Origin of the sequence: Lentibacillus songyuanensis (assembly GCF_039548255.1) — a bacterium.
Lineage (GTDB): Bacteria > Bacillota > Bacilli > Bacillales > Amphibacillaceae > Lentibacillus_C > Lentibacillus_C songyuanensis.
In genome coordinates, this window is record NZ_JBCLVH010000013.1 from 38,727 (window position 1) to 64,285 (window position 25,559).

Annotated in this window: 27 protein-coding genes; 25 read left to right on the plus strand and 2 right to left on the minus strand. The window is 39.7% G+C overall.

What is annotated here, in order from left to right:
* Nucleotides 1-55 precede the first annotated feature (55 nt).
* The 11 genes from WMZ97_RS13465 (at nt 56) to WMZ97_RS13515 (ending at nt 9,642) form a co-directional block, all read left to right on the plus strand.
* A complete protein-coding gene (locus tag WMZ97_RS13465) occupies nt 56-1,237 on the plus strand; it encodes a D-alanyl-D-alanine carboxypeptidase family protein (RefSeq protein ID WP_343272608.1) in 1,182 nt (393 codons plus the stop codon).
* A 183-nt stretch (nt 1,238-1,420) separates the two neighbouring features.
* Nucleotides 1,421-1,759, plus strand: a complete 339-nt coding sequence (gene spoIIAA, locus WMZ97_RS13470) for an anti-sigma F factor antagonist (RefSeq protein WP_405027692.1) — start codon at nt 1,421-1,423, stop codon at nt 1,757-1,759.
* Nucleotides 1,756-2,196 carry an anti-sigma F factor gene (spoIIAB, locus tag WMZ97_RS13475; protein ID WP_343272610.1) on the plus strand — a complete coding sequence of 147 codons (441 nt, stop codon included), beginning with the start codon at nt 1,756-1,758 and terminating at the stop codon, nt 2,194-2,196. The genes spoIIAA and spoIIAB overlap by 4 nt, the downstream gene beginning before the upstream one ends.
* Nucleotides 2,197-2,206: 10 nt before the next feature.
* Nucleotides 2,207-2,959: an RNA polymerase sporulation sigma factor SigF gene (sigF, locus tag WMZ97_RS13480; protein WP_343272611.1), complete on the plus strand. Its 753-nt coding sequence runs from the start codon at nt 2,207-2,209 to the stop codon at nt 2,957-2,959.
* An 881-nt stretch (nt 2,960-3,840) separates the two neighbouring features.
* Nucleotides 3,841-4,443, plus strand: a complete 603-nt coding sequence (locus WMZ97_RS13485) for a stage V sporulation protein AA (protein ID WP_343272612.1) — start codon at nt 3,841-3,843, stop codon at nt 4,441-4,443.
* Nucleotides 4,436-4,864: a stage V sporulation protein AB gene (locus WMZ97_RS13490; protein ID WP_343272613.1), complete on the plus strand. Its 429-nt coding sequence runs from the start codon at nt 4,436-4,438 to the stop codon at nt 4,862-4,864. Before WMZ97_RS13485 ends, WMZ97_RS13490 begins: the two co-directional genes overlap by 8 nt.
* Before the next feature lie 25 nt (nt 4,865-4,889).
* Nucleotides 4,890-6,386, plus strand: coding sequence for a spore germination protein (locus WMZ97_RS13495; RefSeq protein ID WP_343272614.1), 1,497 nt, complete (start codon nt 4,890-4,892; stop codon nt 6,384-6,386).
* A 179-nt stretch (nt 6,387-6,565) separates the two neighbouring features.
* Nucleotides 6,566-7,870 (plus strand): diaminopimelate decarboxylase, encoded by a 1,305-nt coding sequence (gene lysA, locus WMZ97_RS13500; protein WP_343272615.1) that lies wholly within the window; start codon nt 6,566-6,568, stop codon nt 7,868-7,870.
* 123 nt (nt 7,871-7,993) lie between these two features.
* Nucleotides 7,994-8,431 (plus strand): peptidylprolyl isomerase, encoded by a 438-nt coding sequence (locus WMZ97_RS13505; RefSeq protein ID WP_343272616.1) that lies wholly within the window; start codon nt 7,994-7,996, stop codon nt 8,429-8,431.
* 46 nt (nt 8,432-8,477) lie between these two features.
* Nucleotides 8,478-8,942: a site-2 protease family protein gene (locus WMZ97_RS13510; protein WP_343272617.1), complete on the plus strand. Its 465-nt coding sequence runs from the start codon at nt 8,478-8,480 to the stop codon at nt 8,940-8,942.
* A gap of 325 nt (nt 8,943-9,267) precedes the next feature.
* Entirely contained in the window at nt 9,268-9,642 is a 375-nt protein-coding gene (locus WMZ97_RS13515) for a GNAT family N-acetyltransferase (protein WP_343272618.1), read from the plus strand.
* A 159-nt stretch (nt 9,643-9,801) separates the two neighbouring features.
* Here WMZ97_RS13515 and WMZ97_RS13520 read toward each other — a convergent pair whose 3' ends face one another.
* A complete protein-coding gene (locus WMZ97_RS13520) occupies nt 9,802-9,885 on the minus strand; it encodes a YjcZ family sporulation protein (protein WP_064503397.1) in 84 nt (27 codons plus the stop codon).
* 171 nt (nt 9,886-10,056) lie between these two features.
* On the opposite strand from WMZ97_RS13520, the gene WMZ97_RS13525 reads away from it, so the two are divergent.
* The 11 genes from WMZ97_RS13525 to WMZ97_RS13575 all read left to right on the plus strand — a co-directional run bounded on the left by WMZ97_RS13525 (nt 10,057) and on the right by WMZ97_RS13575 (nt 21,427).
* The gene (locus tag WMZ97_RS13525; protein WP_343272619.1) at nt 10,057-10,788 is read left to right on the plus strand and encodes a segregation/condensation protein A; all 732 of its coding nucleotides are present in this window, start codon (nt 10,057-10,059) and stop codon (nt 10,786-10,788) included.
* Nucleotides 10,789-10,902: 114 nt separating this feature from the next.
* Nucleotides 10,903-11,499, plus strand: a complete 597-nt coding sequence (gene scpB, locus WMZ97_RS13530) for an SMC-Scp complex subunit ScpB (protein WP_343272620.1) — start codon at nt 10,903-10,905, stop codon at nt 11,497-11,499.
* 96 nt (nt 11,500-11,595) lie between these two features.
* Entirely contained in the window at nt 11,596-12,699 is a 1,104-nt protein-coding gene (locus WMZ97_RS13535; RefSeq protein WP_405027693.1) for a D-alanyl-D-alanine carboxypeptidase family protein, read from the plus strand.
* Between the two features lies 1 nt (nt 12,700).
* On the plus strand, nt 12,701-13,285 hold the full coding sequence (locus tag WMZ97_RS13540; protein ID WP_343272622.1) for a nucleoside recognition domain-containing protein: 585 nt from the start codon (nt 12,701-12,703) through the stop codon (nt 13,283-13,285).
* Nucleotides 13,286-13,287: 2 nt separating this feature from the next.
* On the plus strand, nt 13,288-13,818 hold the full coding sequence (locus WMZ97_RS13545) for a spore maturation protein (protein WP_343272623.1): 531 nt from the start codon (nt 13,288-13,290) through the stop codon (nt 13,816-13,818).
* Nucleotides 13,819-14,037: 219 nt separating this feature from the next.
* Nucleotides 14,038-14,775, plus strand: a complete 738-nt coding sequence (locus tag WMZ97_RS13550; RefSeq protein WP_343272624.1) for a pseudouridine synthase — start codon at nt 14,038-14,040, stop codon at nt 14,773-14,775.
* Between the two features lie 55 nt (nt 14,776-14,830).
* Entirely contained in the window at nt 14,831-15,403 is a 573-nt protein-coding gene (resA, locus tag WMZ97_RS13555; protein ID WP_343272625.1) for a thiol-disulfide oxidoreductase ResA, read from the plus strand.
* 20 nt (nt 15,404-15,423) lie between these two features.
* Complete coding sequence (resB, locus tag WMZ97_RS13560; RefSeq protein WP_343272626.1) at nt 15,424-17,421, plus strand: cytochrome c biogenesis protein ResB; 1,998 nt, start codon at nt 15,424-15,426, stop codon at nt 17,419-17,421.
* A 132-nt stretch (nt 17,422-17,553) separates the two neighbouring features.
* Complete coding sequence (gene ccsB, locus WMZ97_RS13565; RefSeq protein WP_343272627.1) at nt 17,554-18,741, plus strand: c-type cytochrome biogenesis protein CcsB; 1,188 nt, start codon at nt 17,554-17,556, stop codon at nt 18,739-18,741.
* Nucleotides 18,742-18,938: 197 nt separating this feature from the next.
* Entirely contained in the window at nt 18,939-19,658 is a 720-nt protein-coding gene (locus WMZ97_RS13570) for a response regulator transcription factor (RefSeq protein ID WP_343272628.1), read from the plus strand.
* On the plus strand, nt 19,658-21,427 hold the full coding sequence (locus WMZ97_RS13575; RefSeq protein WP_343272629.1) for an ATP-binding protein: 1,770 nt from the start codon (nt 19,658-19,660) through the stop codon (nt 21,425-21,427). The genes WMZ97_RS13570 and WMZ97_RS13575 overlap by 1 nt, the downstream gene beginning before the upstream one ends.
* 385 nt (nt 21,428-21,812) lie before the next feature.
* On the opposite strand, the gene WMZ97_RS13580 is transcribed toward WMZ97_RS13575, so the two are convergent.
* Nucleotides 21,813-22,067 (minus strand): ferredoxin, encoded by a 255-nt coding sequence (locus WMZ97_RS13580; protein ID WP_343272630.1) that lies wholly within the window; start codon nt 22,065-22,067, stop codon nt 21,813-21,815.
* A 327-nt stretch (nt 22,068-22,394) separates the two neighbouring features.
* Between WMZ97_RS13580 and WMZ97_RS13585 the strand changes: the two genes are divergently transcribed.
* Genes WMZ97_RS13585 through WMZ97_RS13595 form a run of 3 tightly spaced genes read left to right on the plus strand, consistent with a single transcriptional unit; the run spans nt 22,395 to nt 25,558 of the window.
* The gene (locus WMZ97_RS13585; protein ID WP_343272631.1) at nt 22,395-23,441 is read left to right on the plus strand and encodes a helix-turn-helix domain-containing protein; all 1,047 of its coding nucleotides are present in this window, start codon (nt 22,395-22,397) and stop codon (nt 23,439-23,441) included.
* Between the two features lie 13 nt (nt 23,442-23,454).
* Nucleotides 23,455-25,002, plus strand: coding sequence for a RecQ family ATP-dependent DNA helicase (locus WMZ97_RS13590; RefSeq protein WP_343272632.1), 1,548 nt, complete (start codon nt 23,455-23,457; stop codon nt 25,000-25,002).
* Nucleotides 24,986-25,558 (plus strand): CPBP family intramembrane glutamic endopeptidase, encoded by a 573-nt coding sequence (locus WMZ97_RS13595; protein WP_343272633.1) that lies wholly within the window; start codon nt 24,986-24,988, stop codon nt 25,556-25,558. The genes WMZ97_RS13590 and WMZ97_RS13595 overlap by 17 nt, the downstream gene beginning before the upstream one ends.
* Nucleotide 25,559 lies beyond the last annotated feature (1 nt).

The window sequence follows — 25,559 nt, forward strand, 5'->3', positions numbered from 1 at the left end:
AAAAACCATAAATCCTGTCAATCCTAGATCTATATTGACTCTTGGAGGTAAGGTTATGAAAAAATATGGTTTACTTATTAGTATGGTTTTTTCTTTGTTATGGGTCTCAACAATATCTGTATTTGCCGAGGAGAAGAGTACGGATGAATCAAAGGATACAGTAGACCTTGCTCCTGATGCAAAATCGGCCATCCTGATTGAGCGTGACACAGGAAAAGTGCTATTTGATAAGAATGCACAAGAGGAGCTTCCACCAGCGAGTATGACGAAAATTATGACCCTATTAATCATCATGGAGGAGTTGGATAAAGGCAATCTGAAATTGGATGAGAAAGTTCGGGTTAGTGAAAAAGCCGCTTCCATGGGCGGGTCACAAATCTTTTTAGAGGCTGGCGAAGAAATGTCTTTGAATGATTTATTAAAAGGTATCTCCATTGCTTCTGGAAATGATGCAAGTGTTGCCATGGCGGAACGAATTGCTGGCAGTGAAGAAGCATTTGTGAAAAGGATGAATAAAAAAGCGAAAGAGCTGGGGCTGAAAAACACCCATTTTAATAATTGTACTGGTTTACCAGCTGACGACCATTATAGTACAGCAAACGACATGGCTGTTATGGCAAAAGAACTATTAAAATACGAAAAAATCACAGATTATACCTCGATCTATGAAGATTACTTGCGAAAAGGTACCGAGGATGAGTTCTGGTTAGTTAACACAAACAAGCTAGTGAAATTTTACCCTGGTGTCGATGGGCTGAAAACAGGTTATACGAACGAGGCGAAATACTGTTTAACGGCAACTGCCCAAAAGAATGATATGCGCGTGATTTCCGTTGTCATGGGGGCAAAGACAACGAAAGAACGAAATGCGACCGTTACGAAAATGCTCGATTATGCGTTTAATCAGTTTGGCACGAAAAAATTATTTGAAAAAGGGCAGCCGATTACCAAACTCAATATGCTAAAAGCAGATGAACGAGAAGTAGATGTTGTTGCATCCGAATCGATTAGTACGCTCCACAAAAAGGGTGAAGAGCCGAAAAACATTACCACATTGGTCAAAATGGATTCTGTCAGCCTGCCACTGGAAAAAGGGGATAAGGTAGGGACGTTGATTGTTAAGGACGGAAAAAAGGTCTTATCGAAAACTACATTAACAGTAAAGGAAGATATTAAACCCGCATCCTTCTTTACATTATTTAAACGATCGATCGGGGAAATGACCAAATCAAGTTAACCGAACATGTCGGTCAAGCGCAGCACTCCAAATGCCTGCGCTTTTGGTATTCCTTGTGAGTATTGTATATTTTTGTCGGATTTCTTCTTCTTTTGTCGGGGTGCAGGAATTGGCTCATCTTCTGTTGAAATGAACAGGTACAACGTATTGTGAGGAGGAGACACAAAATTGAGTTTGAAGACAATGTTTGATGTAAAAGAAGACGTGTTGATTGTCCGATTAGCAGGCGAACTTGATCATCACGAAACAGAGAATCTTCGTAATGAATGGAAGGAAATGTTGTATAAAAACGATGTGAAACATGTGGTACTGAATCTTGAAGCTGTTTCATTTATGGATAGCTCCGGGCTTGGGGTTATTTTAGGACGATATAAAGAGGTACTTCAACTGGGTGGTGAAATGGTCGTATGTTCCGTTTCGCCAGCAGTAAATCGGTTGTTTGAAATGTCTGGTATGTTTAAAATCGTCCGTTTAGAGGAAAACGAGCAGTATGCATTAGTTACGTTAGGGGTGGCGTCATGAATAATGAAATGAATGTTACATTTTCCAGTATTAGTGAAAATGAATCGTTTGCACGGGTGACGGTTGCCGCATTTGTTACACAGATTGATCCGACAATGGATGAATTGACTGAAATTAAAACGGTCGTATCTGAAGCTGTCACCAATGCTATCATTCACGGCTATAATAATGAACCAGACCATCAAGTTCATATTACATGTATCCTGCGTGATGATGAACTGGACCTGACGATCAAAGACGATGGCATAGGAATCGGTGATGTGGAAGAGGCCAGACAACCTTTATTCACATCAAAACCGGAATTGGAACGCTCTGGAATGGGATTTACGATTATTGAAAACTTTATGGACTCGGTTAAAGTGATTTCGGAAGCGGGAGCAGGCACATCTGTCCACATGACCAAGCAATTAACAAAAAATAGAACGGTAAGTAAATAGGGACTTGCCAATGGATGTAAATGTTAAGCATTCTAATCGTAAAGACGCTTTAACCGATGAGCAAGTAAAGGAGTATATTTATAAAAGTCAGCAAGGCGATCAAGATGCGAGAGATTTACTCGTGGAAAAGAATATGCGGCTTGTCTGGTCCGTTGTGCAGCGTTTTATCAATCGTGGCTATGATCCAGATGATTTATTTCAAATTGGCAGCATTGGATTGATCAAATCGATTGATAAATTTGATTTATCTTATGATGTCCGATTTTCAACATATGCTGTTCCCATGATCATAGGTGAAATTCAGCGATTTATTCGTGATGATGGCAGTATCAAAGTAAGCAGGACGCTTAAAGAAACAGGGAATAAGATCCGCAAGAAGAAAGATGAGCTGACAAAACGGTTGGGCAGATCACCAACTGTTCATGAAATTGCGGAAGCATTGGATATTCCAGCTGAAGATGTGGTTCATGCCGAGGAAGCCGGAAAATCGCCACACTCGATTCATGAAACTGTATTTGAAAACGATGGCGATCCCATCACACTGTTAGATCAAATCGCCGATCCAGATAACCGATGGTTTGATAAAATTTCACTGCAAGAAGCGATTCGGGGTTTAACAGAACGCGAGCGGCTGATTGTCTATTTGCGATATTACAAAGACCAGACTCAATCAGAAGTAGCGGAGAGATTGGGAATATCGCAGGTACAGGTATCAAGATTAGAAAAAAGGATTTTACATGATATGAAGGATAAAATGGGTTAGCAGCAAACAGCCGGAACAAAAGTGTTTTCGTTATAGTAGAGAAATCCGAACGATGATTCAAGTTTCTTCAATTGGAACTTGAATTCGTTCGGATTTTTCTTTTTACACTTAGGAACGTATAAACTTTAGCAAGGAAGTATCTCGATGTGGATTTTTAAGTACTAAGTATAGGGATACTTTGATGCTGATTATGCATAAACTGCGACATAACTTCGGATAGTAGTTATCTTACCGCTACGGAAATACACTACGCTTTCCGTGGGTGACCCGTGAGCCTCGGGCCAACATGATGTTGGTCATGAAGGCGTTACGACAGGACGTCGTGCACTTAGCCTTCCATCCTTGTTTGTGACACACTGCGGGGTCTCACTCTGGCCACTTGTCCCACAGGAGTCTCCGTGTATTTCCTTCGCTAGGGTTGGTGCCACCTATAATTATATGCGCTCATCTCTTAATTATTTAATAATTAGAGCATTGGATCGTAGGGTAGTTGATTCCTGCTGAGAACAACACATGTCTGAAGGTCTCACAATACGATTGTGAAAAGACACTGTATTCAAGTGTCGGCATATTATGAACAGCGTGTATTATCCTACAGTATAGCTTGTGACAATAGAATTCTTTAACTGAAGAAATGCTAATAATCTTTCAGTCAGTAAACAGGCTATACTAGTCCGGCATCAGCACATCTAGTCGGAAATCAATATTCACTACGTCGCAGTTTCCATCAACTACGTATGACACTTCACTCGAAAAAGTAATGTTCTAAACTTCCCATCTTATAGTCATTCGTCATTTATACAAGGTTTCGTTATATCCTCACCTCTTTTTTGTTATAAAAATACGCTAATGACGAATACTACCTTTGTGGGGTGATACATATGACAGATATTGTGTATATTCGCATGAAAAAGAAGCTGGAAAAAACAAAAGCCAAGACGATTTTGTTAAAGGAAATTGCATATTTGTCAACATCTTCCGAACATAAGCAAGAGATGGAAGAGACAAGCCTGTATCGTATTACCGAAAAAGATCGAAACATCGTCATTATTGATGGTTTTATTATTATTGATCATCTACGAAAGTCTTTTCCCGATATAGAGTTCCAGCTGGTCGGACCGGCTCAAACCATCATTTGGATTGTTAAGAAAAAAAAGAAACCGTCTGTCTTATTAGCTTCGTTCGTCTGGCTTATTCTGTTCGTTGGGACAGCTATGACGATCATGAACTTCCATTATGATGTCAGCATGCAAGAAGTGCAGCAAAAACTACACTATTTGCTAACCGGAAAACATAGTGAATATCCACTTTGGATTCAGGTACCTTATTCCTTTGGTCTTGGGGTAGGGATGCTATTGTTTTTTAACCATTGGTTTAAAAAACGGTTTAATGAAGAACCGAGCCCACTGGAAATTGAACTGTTTAATTATCAGCAGGACCTGCATCAATACGTCATGCATTACGAAAATAAGTTGAATGATTAGTCATGGATTGCAAATTATCGCTGAGATTATCATTGGCTTTGCCAGTGGGCTTGGTGTTGGCGGAGGGTTTGTTGGCTTCATAACTGTACTGGGAATCATCCCCAGACTTGTCCAGCTTAGTAAAACAGACACGCTTATTCCTGCTTATAGTGCATGTATTATTGCTGGTCTTCTACTTGGTACCTATTTATCATTTACCAATATGTCATGGAGTCAGCCGTTGATTATCTTAGTGATCTGGGGCGTATTTCATGGTATTTTTAACGGCATGCTTGCTGCTGCATTGACAGAAGTATTGAATGTGTTTCCGCTTCTTTCCAAGCGAATTGGATTAGAACCGTATTTATTATGGCTGCTGATGGCGATCGTATTCGGCAAGGTTACCGGTTCGTTGTTCCAGTGGTTGATTTTTGTAAGATAGGCAAGTAAGTAGGGAGTGTAAAGAAATGTCAAATACCAAAGAGAACAAAAGTCCTATTTCATCAAATATACATGATACAGAAAAATATATGGAGAAACATGTTGGGATTAATGTTTCATTTGATGTAGGATTTCGGGAAGTTACTGTATTAAAAACAAAAGTTCAGCTCTACTATTTGAATGGACTAGTCGACTCTTCCGTCATCGTTCAAATTTTAAAAGTGCTTGTTGAAATAAATGATAATGAGATTAGCCGAAAAAAGGCCCAAGAGATTATCGAAAATCGCTTGATTCATCAACAGGTAGAACGAATTAAATCAATGGATGAGGCAGTAGATCAAATGCTGTCCGGGTTAATTGTTATCTTCATTGATGGTTACAATGATGCCTTTGTTATCGATGTACGTCACTATCCTGGACGTACCCCCGAGGAACCGGACACAGAACATGTAGTGCGCGGTTCACGAGATGGTTATACCGAAAACATTATTGAAAACACATCACTAACCAGACGACGAATTCGGGATGAGCGACTTCGTAATGAAATGTTAAAAATTGGAGAACGTTCAAAAATGGACGTGTGTGTTACGTATTTGCAGGATGTAGCTGACATGGACCTAGTAGATTTAATCAAGAATGAGATTCGTGACGTGGAAATCGACGGCATGTCCATGGCCGATAAAACATTGGAAGAATTCATGATCAAAAATAAATGGAATCCATATCCAATGGTTCGCTATACGGAACGTCCAGATGTTGCCTGTCATCATGTGCTGGAAGGACATGTGCTCGTCACGGTGGATACATCACCAAGTGTGATTATTTTTCCTACTACTTATTTTCACCATGTACAACACGCAGAAGAGTATCGACAGCGGCCCGCGGTTGGGACATTTATACGATGGGCAAGATTCCTGGCTATTTTTGCGGCTATTTTTCTTCTGCCAATGTGGTTGTTATTGACCATGGATCCGACACTATTGCCGAAGTCATTAGCTTTTATCGGACCGAATGATGAAGGAAATATCCCGATGGTTGTGCAAATTATTTTAGGTGCGTTAGGGATAGAATTCCTCCGAATGGCAGCGATTCATACGCCCACCCCATTATCAACAGCAATGGGGTTAATCGCGGCCGTACTAATTGGAGAAATTGCGATTGATGTGGGGATGCTCAGTCCGGAAGCAATTTTATATATCTCTATAAGTGCAATCGGAGATTATGTCACACCAAGCTATGAATTAAGCGTTGCCAATAAAATAACGCGTATTTTTTTAGTACTTGCTGTAGCATTTTTTGGCTTATACGGATTCGTGGTTGGGGTTACCGTGTTCATCTTATTCCTGGTAAGCCTCAAGTCGTTAAAAACACCTTATTTCTGGCCATTTATCCCGTTTAATGCCAAGGCAATAATGCATATTCTATTGCGAATCCCAATGCCGTTTGAAAATGAACGGCCAAGCATTGTACATCCGCGTAATACGTATCGTCAACCAGTCCATATCGAAAAGAATGACGGGTAAGCAAACTTTTTCTGCGATTTCCTTTTCATTTTCGCTTTATTGTGATAAAGTTCTTTTCATAAAGTTAAAATTTTTAATCCTGAATGGCTGGCGTCCATCAGTTTTACGCTTTTTAACCGGCGTGTGATGGACGCCTGTACTTATCGTGTTTTTGGATTTGAAAAGGACGGAGGACGTGCATGATAATTGATAATCACCCATTTACAACAGAACAAGGACATTTAATAATCGGGGGAATTGATGCAATTGATTTAGCCAACGAATATGGCACCCCTTTATATGTATATGATGTTTCCCTAATTCGTGAAAACTGCCGTGCATTTGTACAGACATTTGCCGAGATGGGGGTCAAGGCACAAGTAGCCTATGCGAGTAAAGCATTTTCCTCTATTGCCATGCTCCAAGTTGTTAAGCAGGAGAACCTAAGCCTGGACGTTGTTTCAGAGGGGGAGCTATATACCGCTTTACAGGCAGGATTTCCGATGGACCGGATTCATCTGCATGGAAATAACAAAAGCAGGAATGAAATTGAAATGGCCATTACGCATGAGATTGGCTGTATCGTTGTTGATAATTTTCATGATATTGAACTACTGGATACGCTATTAAAAAAACACAATAAAAAAATGGATGTGCTTATGCGGGTAACACCTGGTATTGAAGCGGAAACCCATCAGTATATTTTGACAGGAAATGAAGACTCCAAATTTGGTTTTAATTTACAAAATGGACAAGCGGATCGTGCTTTTGCACTGCTGCATCATCACGAGCATATTCGATTTAAAGGATTGCATTGCCATATCGGCTCCCAAATCGTGGAAACGGATCGCTTTTTGGTTGCAGCGGAACGTTTATTTGAAGAAATTACGAAATGGAACAAACAATTTGGCTACATTCCGGAGGTGTTAAACCTCGGTGGAGGCTTTGGCATCCGTTACACCAAAGCGGATAACCCGCTTCCATTACATTTGTATGTGGAAGATCTCGTTTGTACGGTCAAACGGCTTTGTGAAGATTCGTCCATTCCTCTTCCAGAAATTTGGCTTGAACCAGGCCGTGCAATCGCTGGGAACGCAGGGATTACGTTATATTCAGTTGGTGCAATGAAGCAGATCCCGGGTGTTCGACAATACCTATCAGTTGACGGGGGAATGACGGATAATTTACGTCCAGCGTTGTACCAGGCAAAATACGAAGGGATTATTGCCAATAAGGCAGAGCTTTCCTCAACACAGACGGTTTCGATTGCTGGTAAATGCTGTGAATCCGGTGATATGCTTATTTGGGATTTGCCAGTTCCGGACATTGACGATGGTGATGTTTTAGCCGTTTTTTCAACGGGAGCCTATGGATACTCCATGGCTAATCATTATAATCGATTTCCGAAACCCGCTGTTGTGTTTGTCGAGAATGAAACCGCAAAACTTGTTGTTGCCAGAGAGACCTATCAGGATGTTGTAAAGTTCGATTTATCCTATGAATAGCGTCAATTAACAAGAATAAGGCCTGGATAATCATCGAAATAGGCATGTTTTGCTATAATTCTTTTAAAAACAGCAAATTAATGATAAGATTAACTATGATTTAAATGTAAAGGGGATAGAGTGATGGCTAAAAAAGGCTATATTTTGATGGAAAATGGGAATAAAATTGAATTTGAATTATATCCAGAGGAAGCTCCGGGTACGGTAGCGAACTTTGAAAAATTGGCAAACGAATCATTTTATGATGGGTTAACTTTTCATCGAGTGATTCCTGGATTTGTCAGCCAAGGTGGATGCCCAAATGGAAATGGGACAGGAAACGCTGGTTATACCATTAAATGCGAAACAGAAGGAAACCCGCATCAACATGTCGAAGGGTCGTTATCAATGGCACATGCCGGTAAAGATACAGGAAGCTGCCAGTTTTTCATTGTTCATGAAGCACAGCCACACTTGAATGGAGTGCATACTGTTTTCGGTCAAGTAACTTCCGGTATTGAATATGCAAAAGCAATGAAAAATGGAGATGTTATGAAAGAAGTTAATGTTTTTGAAGAATAAATTGGACTTCTAACGTTCTAAATTGGAAAGCTGTAGGATGTGAGGTATGGACATTTATGTTGTGCTGCTGCTCATATTTATTATTGCGCCAATCAGCACATTTGTACATGAACTAGGGCATGTATTTGGGGCAAAATGGGCAAAAGCTGATTCTATCATACTATCGCTCGGATCAGGGAAAAAGATTGCAGCATTATCCTATAAACAAATACAGTTTTCAATTCATACATTATTTTTTTTAGGTGGCTTAGCTTACAATAAACGAGATAAACCATACAAACCAATGGAAATCATTTGGATTAGCTTATGTGGTCCCATCGGTAATGGAATTGCTGCCACGGTTGTTTTTTGTTTGGTAGGCTTTTCATATGGGCCCGTCCGCGCATTCGTTTTGTTTAATATTTGGTTGGGTTTGATTAATATGATTCCATTCCGGTTAAATGGTAAACAATCAGATGGTTATACCATTGTCCAAACTATCTGTCGCCAGGCGCAACATTCAAATGAATAGGAATAAAAAAAGAATGTTCAAAAATTTTACATGCTGGACTGGTATAGTAAAGTAAAAATTTGTCAATGATGATTTAAAGGATGAAACGTGTTGAATCAGCGTAAAAAGAATTGGATTTTATTTACATTGTTACTTGTAATCGGTCTGGTATGGGGCGTCATCTATTGGGTTGTGTTTGTTTTTTAATACGGTATACCCATAACAGTTGACAATACGATGTAGTTCATGCACATTAATAGTATTATACAACAGAATCAAAATTTTTATTTTGTCGGATGATAGGTTTTCTTTCTGTGCTTGAACTTTATCATAATGAGGGGTATTTATGTTAATTCGTTATAAGAAGAATTTGGAAAAAATTGCAATGGGTTTACTTTCTTTTATGCCACATGAAAAAGATGTAAAGAAATTGCAACAGACCATAAAAGAATATGACACAAATCCCGATTGGCATCTTTTTCTATGGAAAAAAGAAGATGATGTGCTCGGTGCAATTGGTATAAGAATTGAGAATGATCTTAATGCGGTTGTCCAGCACATATCGGTTAATCCATCCCATCGAAATTCCGGGATCGGTAAGAAAATGATCAACGAAATCAATATGATGTATCAGGATAAATATGCCGTCTGTGCAGATGAACGCATCCAGAACTTTTATAATAAGTGTAATTCAGACGATGATGAAGGCGATAATGATTAAGCATGTGAAGTCGTCTCATGTAATCGTTTCTTATTACTAACTGGAATCGACCATCGACATGATCAACGTAAAGAGCCAACCCTTTATGATCGGGTTGGCTCTTTGTCGCCATTCATTGTTTATAAACGATTGATGGCTTATGCATGCAAGGCTATCATTCTATAACCAAGCAGCACCAACGATGATGAGTAAAATGAACAATACGACGATTAACGCAAATCCACCGCCATAACCTGCACCCATAATGAAATTCCTCCTTTTGAACTTGAGAATAAATGTCTTTAGTCAACATTTATCTTACGTTAATAACGTATGTAGATCATCGGGATAATGTATAGGCGCATATGACAGATTCATTATTTTTTTAGATTGGTAACACCTGTTTCACTATATTATGGGAGGTGAGGGATTACGATGAATCAGGCGTATCAGGTGAAAATTGATTCGTTCGAGGGACCGCTCGATTTATTATTGCATTTAATTAATCAGTACGAGATAAATATATATGATATACCTGTAGCACAGATCACAGAGCAGTATATGGAGTATATCCACACCATGCAGCAGTTAGAATTAAATGTGGCTAGTGAATACTTGGTGATGGCTAGCACCTTATTAGCAATCAAGAGCCAGATGCTGTTGCCAAAACAGGAAATTGACATAGAGGACGATACGTATGAAGAGGATCCACGAGATGAATTGATGGATCGCTTGATTGCCTATCGAAAATATAAGCAAGCCGCGGAAACATTAAAAGAAAAAGAAAAGGATTCGAACCAAATTTTCACCCGTTCACCCGTCCAGTTTACCGATATCGATAACAAGCAGCCGGTGGTACAAGGCGATGTTTCCATTTACGATATGCTCGGTGCATTAAATAACATGCTAGAACGTAAAAAGTGGAAAGAACCACTGGAAACCAAAATAAGTCGCATTGATATTTCTCTTGAACAACGAATGGAAGAGGTAATCCAAGTGGTCAAACGTAAACGGGATGGCGTTCTTTTTGATGATCTGTTTACCTATCGTTCGCGTTCACATATTGTTGTAACCTTTATCGCTATACTGGAATTAATGAAAGACAAACAAGTATACTGTAAGCAAGAAAAACAGCTTGCAGAATTATATGTATTTTCTCGCGTATAATGGGCAGTAATCCCTCTACATCTAAGCGTACGGATATAAAAAAGAAGGTGGGAATAATTAGCCCGTCAATCGCGCTGAATGTGTTTCATTTTATATTGAGAAAGAGTGGTAAGCATGTCAGAATTAAAAGCAATTGTTGAAGGGCTGTTGTTTGCCAGCGGTGATGACGGCATAACCGTAAAACAGCTCGCACACATACTGGAAGTTGATCCAACAACCATTGAGCATATATTGGAGGAATTAACTTACGAATATGAAAACACCGACCGCGGGATTATGATTATGCGATCACATCAGTTGTTTCATTTAACAACTAAACCGGAGCATAGTGAATATTTTAAAAAGCTGCTAGAAACACCTCAATCATCCAGAATGTCACAAGCGGCACTGGAAACACTAGCAATTATCGCCTATAGACAGCCGATAACCAGAACGGAAATTGAGGATATTCGCGGTGTAAAAAGTGATCGTCCAGTACAAACCTTACTGTCCAGATCACTAATTGAAGAAGTTGGTCGGCGTGATGGGGTGGGAAGGCCAATATTATTTGGCACGAGCAAGGATTTTTTAACCTATTTTGGGTTAACCTCACTCGATGAATTACCGCCATTACCTCAAGAGGTTGATCAAGATGCCGTTGAGCATGAAGCAGATTTATTTTTTGAAAACTTTCACACAGGGATAGATACGTATCAATCCAAGCCTGAATGAACCTTTGCATAATTGAATGCAGGGGTTTTTTTTATCATATTACAGTTTGCCCAGCATAGACTGTATAGACACAAAAACAACGGGAGGATCCCCATGATGCGTTGGATATTTGTAATGATGATGTTTCTTTTCGTATGCATGCTTGTATTTCCTGATAATGGACAGGCCAAGCCTAGTACGTCTGCGGATCAGGCTATTTTAATGGAACAATCATCAGGCAGAGTGCTTTATGAAAAAGACGCCAATCAACAACGGCCCATTGCCAGTATTACTAAAATCATGACCGCCATGATTGCCATTGAGTCCGGAAAAATGGACGAGACGGTAACGGTTTCCAAACGGGCCGCCTATGCCGAGGGGTCATCAATCTATTTGGAGCAGGGAGAAAAGATCAAGTTAAAGGATCTTGTCTACGGATTAATACTTCGTTCCGGCAATGACGCAGCAGTAGCGATCGCAGAACATGTCGGTGGCAGTGTGGAAGGATTTAGTTATTTAATGAATGAAAAGGCGAGTTGGTTAGGAATGACAAACAGCCATTTCGATAACCCCCATGGATTGGATTCCAAAACGCACTATTCCACTGCATATGATATGGCACTGCTTATGCGCTATGCGATGAATAACAGCGAATTTAGAGAGATTACTGGTACAACTACTTACAAAGCGGACACCAAAGAATATGCCTGGCGCAATAAAAATAAACTATTAACTTCGTATTATGATTATTGCATCGGCGGGAAGACAGGGTTTACGAAAGTTGCTGGGCGAACCCTTGTATCAGCAGCTCGTAAAGACGATATGGAACTAATAGCAGTGACTCTAAATGACCCGGATGATTGGCAGGACCATATCGGAATGTATGATTGGGCGTTTGATAAATACCATATGACATCCGTTCTGGACAAGGGAGAAAAGACATACCAGCTGAAGAATTCCAATCAAACAGCTACAGGCTATGTCCCGCACGATGTGCTTTATCCCTTGGATGCACATGAACAAGAACACATTGGGATGAAGACATATTTATTAAAGCAACCATTGCAGGCAAGCCAGGAACAAATTGGCAAAACTGTCATTTATTTAGACCAGAAACCACTAGGTGAGGTATCTGTATTAAATAGAAAACGGCAAGCGTCCAAGGACACGTTGCTGACCGATACAATATCCGTACTAAAACAAATGGTAGGGTTAGATTAATATGGTTAATATCATTTGGGCATCAATGGCTATCATCGGGATTTTTTACGCGATGATAACTGGAAAAATGGAAGAGGTAAATAAAGCACTGTTTGAAAGTGCAGAAGAAGCGGTCACCATTTCTATCGGTCTAATCAGTGTAATGGTATTTTGGCTCGGTATGATGAAAGTAGCGGAAAAGGCAGGAATCCTGCAAAAATTAGCACAGTTATTCCGGCCGTTTGTGTCTAAATTATTTCCCGAAATACCAAAAGACCATCCGGCAATGGGCTACATTTTATCTAATATCACAGCAAATATTTTTGGACTGGGGAATGCAGCAACTCCCATGGGGCTCAAAGCGATGGAACAAATGAAGCAATTAAGTGGGACAGATGAAGCGTCAAGGTCGATGATTACATTTTTAGCGTTAAACACATCAAGTTTAACCATCATCCCGACAACAGTTATTGCGATTCGGATGCATTATCAGTCAGCAGCACCAACGGAAATCGTTGGAACAACAATTATTGCAACACTCATATCTTCACTTGGCGCTGTAATCGTGGATCGGATATTTTACCATCGAAGTGTGAGGAGGGAATAACGATGGCAGTCATCACGTTAATGAGTACATGGCTCATCCCGTGCTTTATTATGTTCGTTCTGATTGTGGCAACATGGAAGCGGGTTCCAACCTATGAAGTATTCGTTGAGGGAGGAAAAGAAGGAATCAAAATGGCCTTCTCTTTACTTCCTTTTTTAGTAGGAATGATTGTTTCCATTGCTATCTTACGAGCATCTGGAGCCTTAGATGCATTTATCGGTTTATTAACACCGCTGTTAAGTATGATTGGGGTTCCTGCCGATATTGTACCGCTTGCACTCATTAGGCCGATCTCTGGTACCGCTGCCTTAAGTATCACAACCGAACTAATTGATGCAAACGGACCGGATTCATTTATTGGCCGGCTTGCATCCACCATGCAAGGCAGTACGGATACAACCTTATACATATTAACAATTTACTTCGGTGCAGTCGGAATTAAAAAAATGCGGTATGCATTAAAGGTTGGACTGATCGCAGACTTAATTGGTATAATTGCTTCGATTATCATCGTCACTATTATATTTGGATAAACAGAATTTACCCTTAACGGGCAAGACTTCTCCCCCATATCTTTTTTTGTCCCAAGATCTTGAGCGGGAGTCTCACTGCCCGTTAAGGCGAGATAAACCTTTATGGTAGCGTTAACGACTCGTTAACGCTATTATTGTGTTGATGGGCGTTACAAGGTAAAATGGCTAGGGAACATTCAATAACATTATTATCAAATTTAAAGGAACCTGGTGATAGAAATGAATACAGAAGAACGTTTGCAGAAAGTAATTGCGAGAAGCGGCATAACATCAAGGAGGAAAGCTGAGCAGCTTATTGTTGATGGAAAAGTAAAGGTGAATAAAAAAATAGTGACAGAACTTGGTACAAAAGTGTCAGCACATGATGAGGTTGAGGTAAATGGAGTGCCCTTGCAGAAAGAAGTACCCGTTTATTATTTGCTATATAAACCTCGTGGCGTTATATCAAGTGTGAAAGATGACAAGAATAGAAAGGTAGTTACCGACTTTTTCCCAGATGTGCAAGAACGGATTTTTCCAATTGGCAGACTGGATTATGACTCCTCAGGGATCATTTTGTTAACGAATGATGGAGCGTTTGCCAATTTATTGATGCATCCGCGCTATGGAGTGGACAAGGTTTATGTAGCCAAAGTAAAAGGAATACCCACTAAAAAAGAAATGAACCGGCTTCGAAATGGAATTAGAGTAGATGAGGATAAACTAAAAATTATTGGATATAAACTTTTGTCAACCGATAAGGAAGCTAATACAACAGTCATCGAAATGACGTTGCGTGAAGGAAAAAACCGCCATATCCGGCGCATGATGGAACAGCTTGGCTATCCGGTGATGAAATTAAAGCGAGAGCGATATGGGATGTTGACATTAAAAGGATTAAAATCCGGTGAATTCAGACCGTTGACACCTCATGAAGTAAAAATGATGCGTCAATCCGCCACTGAAATTGTTGAATAATAGTCAAATTTAACATGGACTTGACATGTTATAATAACGTGGGGAGTGAGCTACTATGGCAGATAATAAAAAAAGGCCGGACAAACAAAAGAAAAAGCGTAACCGTTTAATATTTAGATCAGTTATTTTAGCGATATTATTGGTTGCGGTGGCCTATGCCTTGGTTACTAATTTAACAAAAGATGAAGCGAAGGTGACGACAGGCAGTCATGCCGCTGATTTTAAATTAAATCAAGTGAACGAAAACAATGATTTAAAATCAATTCAGCTTAGTGATTTGGAAGGAAAAGGCGTAATGCTTAATTTTTGGGCTACGTACTGTGACCCATGTAAAGCGGAGATGCCCTACATGGAAAAGTTGTATCCCAAATACAAGGAAAAAGGAGTAGAAATTGTAGCTGTCAGCCTGGATGCGACACAAATCGTCATCGACAAGTTTATCGATAAATATGATTTGACATTCCCAGTACTTCACGACGACAAAAGCCAAGTGCTGGACCAATATGGCGTTGGGCCGATCCCCAGTACGTATTTCATCAACCCGGATGGCAAGGTGGTCGACACAGTTGAAGGGGCATTGACATTGGATAAACTAGAGGGTCACTTGAAAAAAATTGAGCCCAAATAAGTAATGTGAGGGATATTTCTATGAGTGTAAATGACATAAAATGCGAATGCGGGCACATCAATCCGGAAGGCACCGTGCTTTGTGAAGCATGCGGCAAACCGATTGAAGGAAATCAACACATTGACGGTAACGACAACCAAAAGTTACTTAATATGCGTTATGATGGAAGCGCTCGAAGATCCCAGACGTATAATAAGTCAATTATTGATAAAATATGGAGTTTTTTCTCGTCAGTTAAGGTTGGGGTATGGTTAATCTGTTTGGCGCTTGTTGCCTCGGCTTTGGGAACACTTTTCCCCCAGGAACAATACATACCAGAAAATGCTGTTTCGCGCGATCCAGCGGTTTATTATGAATCTACGTACGGAATATTAGGTAAAATTTATTATCAGCTTGGTTTCCATCATTTATACAGTTCCTGGTGGTACATGATTTTAATCGCGTTAATTGGTGTTTCGTTAGTTATTTGTAGTTTAGATCGTTTTGTGCCGCTTTATAAAGCCTTAAAACGGCAAAAAGCAAAACGGCATAAAACGTTTTTAAGCCGACAGCGCTTATACAGTGAAACGGAAAGTGTAACCCCAGAAGAAAAGGAAAAATTAAAAGCAGCGCTAAAAAAACAACGCTATAAAGTCCGTGATGAAAATGGTCATATTCTAGCAGAAAAAGGACGTTTTTCCCGTTGGGGTCCATATGTGAATCATATTGGTCTAATCATCATTCTATTAGCAGCCATTTTACGGATGACCCCTATATTATTCTCAGATGATTATGTATGGGTTCGAGAAGGTGAGCGTACCGTTATTCCATCAACGAATGGGGAATACTATATTGAGAACAAAGATTTCATTCTTGAAACATGGGATCCAAAAGAAGCTAACGGTAAATTCAGGGATGCTCTCGAAAAGCAAGGTGACGTCGCAAAGAACTATCAAACTAATGCAGTTATTTACAAAAAAACAGGCGATTCGATTCCAGGCGAGGAACCAGATTTAGAAAAAGTTACTGAAGGCGAGATTCGAATGAATCAGCCATTGAAATTTGATAAATATACGTTGTATCAATCTGGTTATCAGCAAAATGAATTTACCAGTATGTCGTTTAATATTTTAAAATCAGATACCAAAGATATAGAATTTAAAAATTTAACATTTGGGCTGCATACGGCTGGTAAGAATAATAAAACGCTTGGAACTTTTACAATTGATTTAAGTAATCAAAAAGAAATGTACGAGCTTGATAATGGTTATCGTGTGCTCGTTAAACAATACTATCCTGATTATTATTTAGAGGGGGGCGAACCAGACTCACACAGTGATAAACCAAAAAATCCAGCATTTGTGTTTTTTGTTTATCCGCCCGATAGTGATAAGGCAGAAACGAGTTTTGTTAGTTTAGATGGAAGTATTTCAGCATCTGGAGAGGATTCTCAATATCAGTTGGGTGTAGAAGCATATGACCTTAAGGGTGTGCTTGGTCAGTTTAAAATTGATTTGGATTCCCCAAAGCCAGAGTATAAATTGGATAACGGAACTAAGGTTGTCGTTGATGAGTATTACCCAGATTATTTTGAGGAAGACGGTCAAGCAAAGTCAAAATCTAAATATCCAAGAAATCCGGCTTTTGAATTATCAATTTATTCACCGGGTAGTGACAAAGCAGAAAAAAGCTTTGTTGGCATCGGAAAAAATGATCCGATGACAAAGGAAAATCAATACAAGCTTGGGTTAGCTGACTATGAACTTCACGATGTTAGTGGAATTGATGTGAAAAAAGATTATACTATTCCATTTTTTGTTTTTGGCGCGATTATCTTTTTGCTTGGCGTGGTTCAGGGAATGTATTGGCAACATCGAAGAATCTGGATTCATCCAAACGACAATGGATTACTTGTAGCCGCCCATACAAACAAAAACTGGTTTGGGATCAAGAAAGATATTGAAAAAGCTATTGAAGGAACCAATATTAATATGGTAATTGACCAACAAGAACTAGATAATGATAACGAACTGGATTAAAAAAAGTATAGCGGGGCCGTTAAGCGGCGGAATCCATAAGCAAGGGCATCCCGGAGTGTTTATTGTGAATTGCTAACGCCTCGCCGATTCGGTTTATTGGTTTGAGACTTTTCGTTATAGAGGAGGATTTCTATGGATTATTTAAAGATTAGTGGCACAGCATTATATACCGCATTTTTCCTGTATTTGATTGCTACTGTTTTCTTTGGGGCAACGATTAAGCAGGATAAGGAAAAGCATAATCAAGGTATCGCTGGAAAAATCGGAATTACGTTGACCTTAATTGGTTTTGCATCTCAGCTTGTTTATTTTGTAAGCCGATGGATTGCTAGTGGACATGTCCCTGTTAGTAACATGTTCGAATTTGTCACGTTTTTTGGAATGGGGCTTGTCTTAGCGTTTGTCATTCTTTACTTTATTTACAAATTAACCGTTCTGGGCTTATTTGCTCTACCACTTGCGCTGATAGTGATTGCCTATGCGAGTATCTTTCCAACAGATATTTCGCCATTAATATCATCATTGCAAAGTCATTGGTTGTATATTCATGTAACAACGGTGTCCATTGCCGAGGCCATCTTATCGATCAGTTTTGTAGCTGGTTTGATCTATCTGATTCGACAAATTGATCAATCGGTGGCAAGTAAACGCACATTCTGGCTCGAAATCATTTTATTTAGTTTGTTTATTTTTATCGGGTTTAGTGTAGCGGGTGGTGTATTTAAGGCTATGGATTATCATGCTGAGTTCCAATATATTGAACAGGGAAACGAAACAACGGCCGATTATCACATGCCTGCAATTGTCGGACCGTATGATAGTAAGTTAGTAACACAAGATGTCATGAAGCCATGGTTCCAAGCACCATCCTGGATGAAGGGGGCAGATGCAGGGCGGAAATTTAATTCAGTTATCTGGTCCGTGTTTGTAGCACTGATCATCTACGTTATTTTCCGATTAGTATTCAGAAAAAGAGTTGGTGCAGCTATTCAGCCTTTGCTCCGTAAAATCAGTCCAAATTTACTGGATGAGGTCTCGTATCGAGCCGTCGCAATCGGCTTTCCACTCTTTACCTTAGGCGGTCTTGTCTTTGCTTCCATATGGGCGCAAGAAGCTTGGGGACGCTTTTGGGGATGGGATCCAAAAGAGGTATGGGCACTTGTAACGTGGTTTTTTTATGCGGCTTTCTTACACCTGCGATTATCAAAAGGCTGGCATGGAGAAAAATCAGCTTGGCTGGCAGCAGGAGGGTTTGCCATTATTATGTTTAACCTTGTTGCGGTAAATTTAATTCTCGCTGGTCTGCACTCCTATGCATAAATATAAAGCGATGTAACGATTGCATCGCCGAGGGAGGGAAATCGATGAATATCGGTTTCCTTGTTTTCGATTTAGCATTTGTTGGAGATCAAAGGACCACTCTTTTGCTTAGACAGTACTAAATGCAGTGTTTTTCTTATACATTTTGTACTTAATCAATTATACTTTAGGTAAGGATTAGAGGAGAGTGAATCGATATGGAAGCTATCGAAATGGTGTTAGTTGTTGACGATGAGGATCGAATCAGACGATTGATTCGCATGTATTTGGAACGAGAAGATTTTGTTGTGGAAGAAGCCGATAATGGACAGGATGCCTTACAGATGGCATTGAATAAAAACTATGATGTCATATTACTGGATATTATGATGCCTGGGATGGACGGTATTGAAGTTTGCCAGGAATTGCGAAAAGAGAAAGCAACACCGGTTATTATGCTAACGGCTAAAGGGGAAGAAGCAAACCGGGTTCAGGGATTTGAAGTGGGGACCGACGATTATATTGTAAAACCATTCAGCCCGCGGGAAGTAGTTTTACGGGTCAAGGCATTATTGCGCCGAACGGGCAATGCAGCTAGTGTACAGGAAGAGCAAACCGTTCCGAAGAATTTACTTGTTTTCTCACACTTGACCATTGATAAGGATGCTTATCGTGTGACGGCGGATGGAAAAGAAGTTAGTTTAACGCCCAAGGAATATGAACTGCTTTGCTTCCTGGCTAAAGCACCTGATAAAGTGTTCAATCGCGAGCAATTGCTTAAGGAAGTCTGGCAGTATGAATTCTTTGGAGATCTGCGAACGGTTGACACCCATGTCAAACGACTACGTGAAAAATTAAGCAATGTCTCGAAAGAAGCAGCCAAGATGATTGTAACCGTATGGGGCGTTGGCTATAAATTCGAGGTGGATGAAGCATAATGTTCTGGCGCAGTGTAGTAGGGAAACTAGCAGTAACCATATTATTGCTGGTTTCTTTTGTATTGTTTATCTTAACGATTTTACTGCTGGAGTTTTTTGAGAACTTCCATATTTCCGAGGCAGAAAAGGAATTGATGCAAACCGCAACAAAGGTCTCCTATATGATCGATCAGTACGATGATGATACGTTACTTTATGAACTTACGGACCGGATTAAAGATCCGTCAAGCCGGGTTGCTATTGTCCATCAGGATGGGGGACTATGGGTCTCACCAAGTAACAACCAAAACCTGGCAAAACTCACGGATAAATGGTTAACGAATGATGATGATCTGGCAGGTGTTTTGACTGATCAGAAAAAGGCAAAAAAGCAAACTGTTATCCCGGGGACGGACGAAAAAATAATGATTGTCGGTATACCTGTTTCTGATGATAATAATGCTGTTTTTGTGTATCAATCATTGCGTGTGGTCAATCAGACCAAAGCTGAGACAACCAAAATTATTTTTTTAGCCGCTGGAATTGCTATTATTTTAACAACAATTTTTGCTTTTTTCCTATCCACAAGAATCACGTCGCCGTTAATAAAAATGCGAGAAGCTGCATTTGACTTGACCAGGGGAGAATTTGATACAAAGGTGCCAATTCTGACACACGATGAAATTGGTGAATTGGCAATGGCTTTTAACCGAATGGGCAAACAGTTAAAATTTCATATTAATGCGTTACGGCAGGAAAAGGAACAATTGTCTGGCATTGTAAATTCAATGGCAGATGGGGTCGTTACGCTCAATCGAAATGGGGATATGATCGTTACCAACCCACCGGCCGAACGATTCGTTCAAGATTGGTACTTCGAACATAATTTGCCGGTCAATGATGACAATCATAAACTTCCAACCGAGTTAAATCAGGTGCTCCAAGAGGTTGTCGAGGGAGAAACGGAAGCACTAAAAGAAATTGTACTCCAGGGGCGAAATTGGGTGATGATCATGACACCACTATATGATCAGGCGTATGTACGAGGGGCTGTTGCAGTTATTCGGGATATGACCGAGGAACGTCGTTTGGACAAACTGCGCAAAGATTTTATCGCCAATGTGTCCCATGAATTGCGCACACCTATTTCCTTATTGCAAGGATATAGTGAAGCGATTGTTGATAATGTTGCTGAAAGCCCTGAAGAAAAGAATGAATTAGCACAAATTATTTATGAAGAATCTCATCGGATGGGCCGGCTTGTTAATGAATTGTTGGACCTTGCCCGTATGGAGGCAGGACATACCCAGTTAATTCTGGATTCGGTCGAAATCGAAGCTTTTGTGGAACGAATTATGAAAAAGTTTAAAGGAATTGCTGATGAGCAAGACATTTCGTTTACGTTAACCAAGGATATTACGAATCCTATTATCACCTGTGATGCGGATCAAATTGAGCAAGTATTTACCAATCTGATCGATAATGCGATCCGACATACTGGTCTTCACGGGTTTGTAAACGTCACAGTGGAAGCCGACAGTAAAGAATTGCACGTCATGGTAGAAGATAACGGCAGCGGTATTCCTGAAGAAGACCTTCCATTTGTGTTTGAACGGTTTTATAAAGCGGATAAATCCCGGACGAGAAATGCACAGAAAAAGGGAACCGGTCTGGGGCTTTCCATTGCCAAGAATATTGTCAATGCCCATCATGGTACCATTTCGGTGCAAAGTAAGGTAAATCAGGGAACGACATTTAGCTTCAAAATTCCGGTTGAAGAAAATCAGTAAAACATATACAGGCATGCGAAATCTCCATCCTTTCAGCTTTCTTATACCTGGAAGGATGGGGGTTTTTTATAGAAAGTGGCTCAAAAACCAACGCAATTTGCACATTATGTTACCTTTGCACTTCTATTTCCACCAAATGATTATTTCAACGATCGTCAACAGTATACGGTAGCTTTTTAATGGAAATAGCAAGGTGTAAAAGACCTTTATCACAGCCTTATTTGTTTTGACATTATCGATCAAGGAAATTATGATAAAGGAAAGATGCAACATTTCGTTTGCATTCATAGGGATGAAGTTTGGTCTATTTTACTAGTAGAAGGTGGCAAAGGAATAACGAAGAATGTCATGTGCAAATAGATTGTCAGTCAACATATTGCATCGTTTATTCATATTCAAATCTTAATGGATCACCGTAAAACGGCTCATCAGCAATTTTGATGGAGTCCGTTGGGCAACCATCATGGGCATCTTCCATATCTTCTTCTAATACTTCGGGAATCATTTCGGTTCCTTCATTATTATCAATTTGAACGTAGGCTAGTCCCTCATCATCATAGTCATAGATATCTGGAGCGGAAACCCCGCAAGCACCACAGGCAATACATGTTTCTTTGTCTACAATTGTGAATTTCGGCATGGCTTTACCTCCTAAGGTGAACAAATAACCCACTCTCCATTGTAAAAGGCTTTAATTGATATTTCAATTTACAGCGTTTGTTTTTATCCCACTCTTAACGGGCATCAAGACTCCCGCTTTAAGATTTTGAGGTGAAATTAAAAAAGATAAGTGGGAATCAACTGCATGACAAAGGTCCGATTCTGTTCTCAGCCTGCACGATGCAGGTCACAAAGGCGTTGCAACTCAGATGTTGCGAATCTAGCCTTTGTTCCTTTATTAAATGGGGGAGGAAGGGAACCCCCACTTAATGAAGTTTCACTTTATAGTAAAAAAGGGGATAAAAATATGTTAATGGAAGGCATTATTCTAACCTGCTGCCAACAGATCACTGCAAAACGAACAACCGCAGCAATTTATCATATTTTAACTGGCAAAAGGTCGATTCAAACGATGCAAGATATCCATATTTATGAGTTGCAAGCCTATTACGGGGTTGCAAAGTCATTGTCCAAACATGCATTTCAGCAGTTGATCCAGCAACTTGAATACCAACATTTACTAGATTTTGATGAAAAAAATTGTTTCCAACTAACTGCTGAAGGAAGAGAATGGCTGCATACATCAGATCATACAATATCGCTTACCAGCTTTAACGGACTAGCATACCATAAATTAGCATCGGTTTTTTCTGATCGATTGCTATTAATCATTCAGACAGTGACAAATAGTCGGATGGGGAATCTCCGTTTCATTCCAATCATACACAAAAAACCGGTACAAATGTGGGTAAAGTCATTTTATAAAATGGTTAAACCGAAAGAAATCGCCTTTATACAATCGTTGTACACCGAATTACATAGCGTGTTAAGCGGCTTATCAGAATTAGAAGCGAATCTATTTGTAGACCGGCTTACTGGATATCACACATATGGTAAGAGTCAACAACAACTAGCGGAGCAATACCACATCGAGCCGGTAGATATTCCACTTATCTGGACCAAAATAATTCATTATATGTTACATATGATTCAGCAGCATCAGACGAACCACCCGGCATTATATGCAATCATAAGCGATTACAGACAAGTATCCCTACTCACCGATACAGCAAAAAAAACATATCGATTATTAAAACAACAGCACACGCTTGATAAAATTGCTGCGATAAGAGGACTCAAGGTAAATACAATCTATGATCATGTGGTAGAAATTGCACTAGCCGATTCAACGTTTGCAATTGATCCATTTGTTAGTAATGAGCAATATCAGGCAATCATGGAGGCAATTCAGCAAATTGATAGTTTTTCCTTGAAACAAATAAAGGAAAACGTTGCGGTAGACATAAGTTATTTTCAAATTCGGCTGGTTTTAGCAATGATTAAACAAAAATAAGGTGGACGCGTTTATGGAACATGACACATTGAAAAAAAGTTTATATACACATTTTGGGTACAACGAATTCCGAATAGGACAACAAGAAATTATTGGGGAAGTCATGCGTGGGAATGACGTCTTAGGTGTATTGCCAACAGGAGCAGGGAAATCGTTGTGTTACCAGCTGCCCGCTAAATTATTACCCGGTACGACAATTGTTATCTCCCCACTCATCTCTTTAATGATGGACCAAGTCAATCAACTCAAGGCAAATCATTTTAAAAAGGTTACAGCGTTAAATAGTTTTATGAACCCGATGGAAAAAAGACAAATTTACCGTGAACTAGATACGTATGACTTAATCTATGTTTCACCCGAACTATTGCAACAAAAAGAACTTATCAAGCAGTTAACACAAATCCATGTTGCGTTATTTGTCATTGATGAGGCACATTGTATTTCACAATGGGGGCATGAATTCCGTCCAGATTATTTAAGACTAAGCTCTGTCATCAGACAATTAAGTAATCCCATTATTATGGCGTTAAGTGCTACTGCTACCAAAGACGTGCAGCGCGATATTGTCACATCGCTGGAGCATCCGCAGATGGCAAGGCATATTTTTCCGATGGATCGGGAAAACATTATTTTTTCGGTGAAGCAAGTGAACAACGACAACGAAAAAATAGCTGAACTTCAGACATTATTTAATCACTATTCCGGCCCGGCACTTATTTATTTTTCCAGTCGGCAATCAGCTGAAACAATGGCCCAGCTATTACGGGGGAATTTGCCAAACCACCGGATTGCGTTTTATCATGGTGGAATGGAGCAAATGGATCGAATTGCCATCCAACAGCAATTTATGCATAACCAATTAGATATCGTTTGTTGTACCAGTGCATTTGGCATGGGAATTAATAAAAGTAACATTCGTTTTGTTGTCCATTTTCACTTACCTTCACAGCTGGAATCCTATATTCAAGAGATTGGACGGGCAGGGCGCGATGGCAAAGCAAGTCTTGCGTTATTATTTCACAACAAAACAGACCAGTGGATACCGGAAAGTTTTATTCGTAAGGAACTTCCTTCAACCCAGCAGCTAACAGTTGTTTTTGAACAATTAAGTTTGTTGACCGATCCATCACAAACGATTTCTGTCACCAGCGAATTTGCTGAAATGCTGCAGCTGAGTGAAATTCAATGGCGATTTTTGCACTATCAACTCGAAAAACATGGTATGATAGTTGATAATAAATTGATCCATGATCGTGTTATCTGGGAGAAAACATTTATGGTTATTCAGCAGTTTGTGGAAGAACGAGTTTCCATAAAAGAGCGGAAATTGGCGGAAATGATTAACTGGATCAAGGAAAATGGGTGTCTGCGAGAGCATCTCTATCGACACTTTCAAGACTCCTATACCCAGCCCGAAAACCAGTGCTGCAGTAATTGCGGTTTTTCGTTATCGATTTTTCCAGTAGTGCAAGCGGTAAATGCGGATCGAACATCATTTTCCTGGCAGAGGAAATTACAACAGTTGCTATTCATAGGAGACGATCATGCAAAGTCAACGTGATATTGTGAATCAGCTAACCGATGAGCAATTAACCAAACAATTACTGTTATCACAAGGATTTATCCTTTTTCTTAGTATTTTGTTTAGTTATTTTCTATTTGACCATTTATCTGAATGGATGCAGTTGTTTCGCGTGGATATCCAAGAAATCATTTATCACGGAGTTATTCCTGGCTGTATTGTCGTCGCTGTCGATATGATATTGATGTATTTGCTCCCTGAACGTTATTATGATGATGGTGGAATCAATCAGCGAATTTTTGCAAACCGATCTGTTTTTGGCATTGTTAAACTTGTGCTGCTGATTGCCATTGCAGAGGAGCTATTATTCCGAGGTGTACTGCAAACTGCAGCTGGTTATATCATTGCGAGTATCATTTTTACAATCGTTCATGTTCGCTATTTAAAAAAACCGGTATTATTGATTTCCGTTCTCCTTGTCAGTTTTTACCTTGGCTATATGTTCGAATTGACCGGAAATTTACTCACAACAATTACAGCGCATTTCATCATTGATTTTTTAACTGGACTTTTCATCCGGTACGCGAAAAAATGAG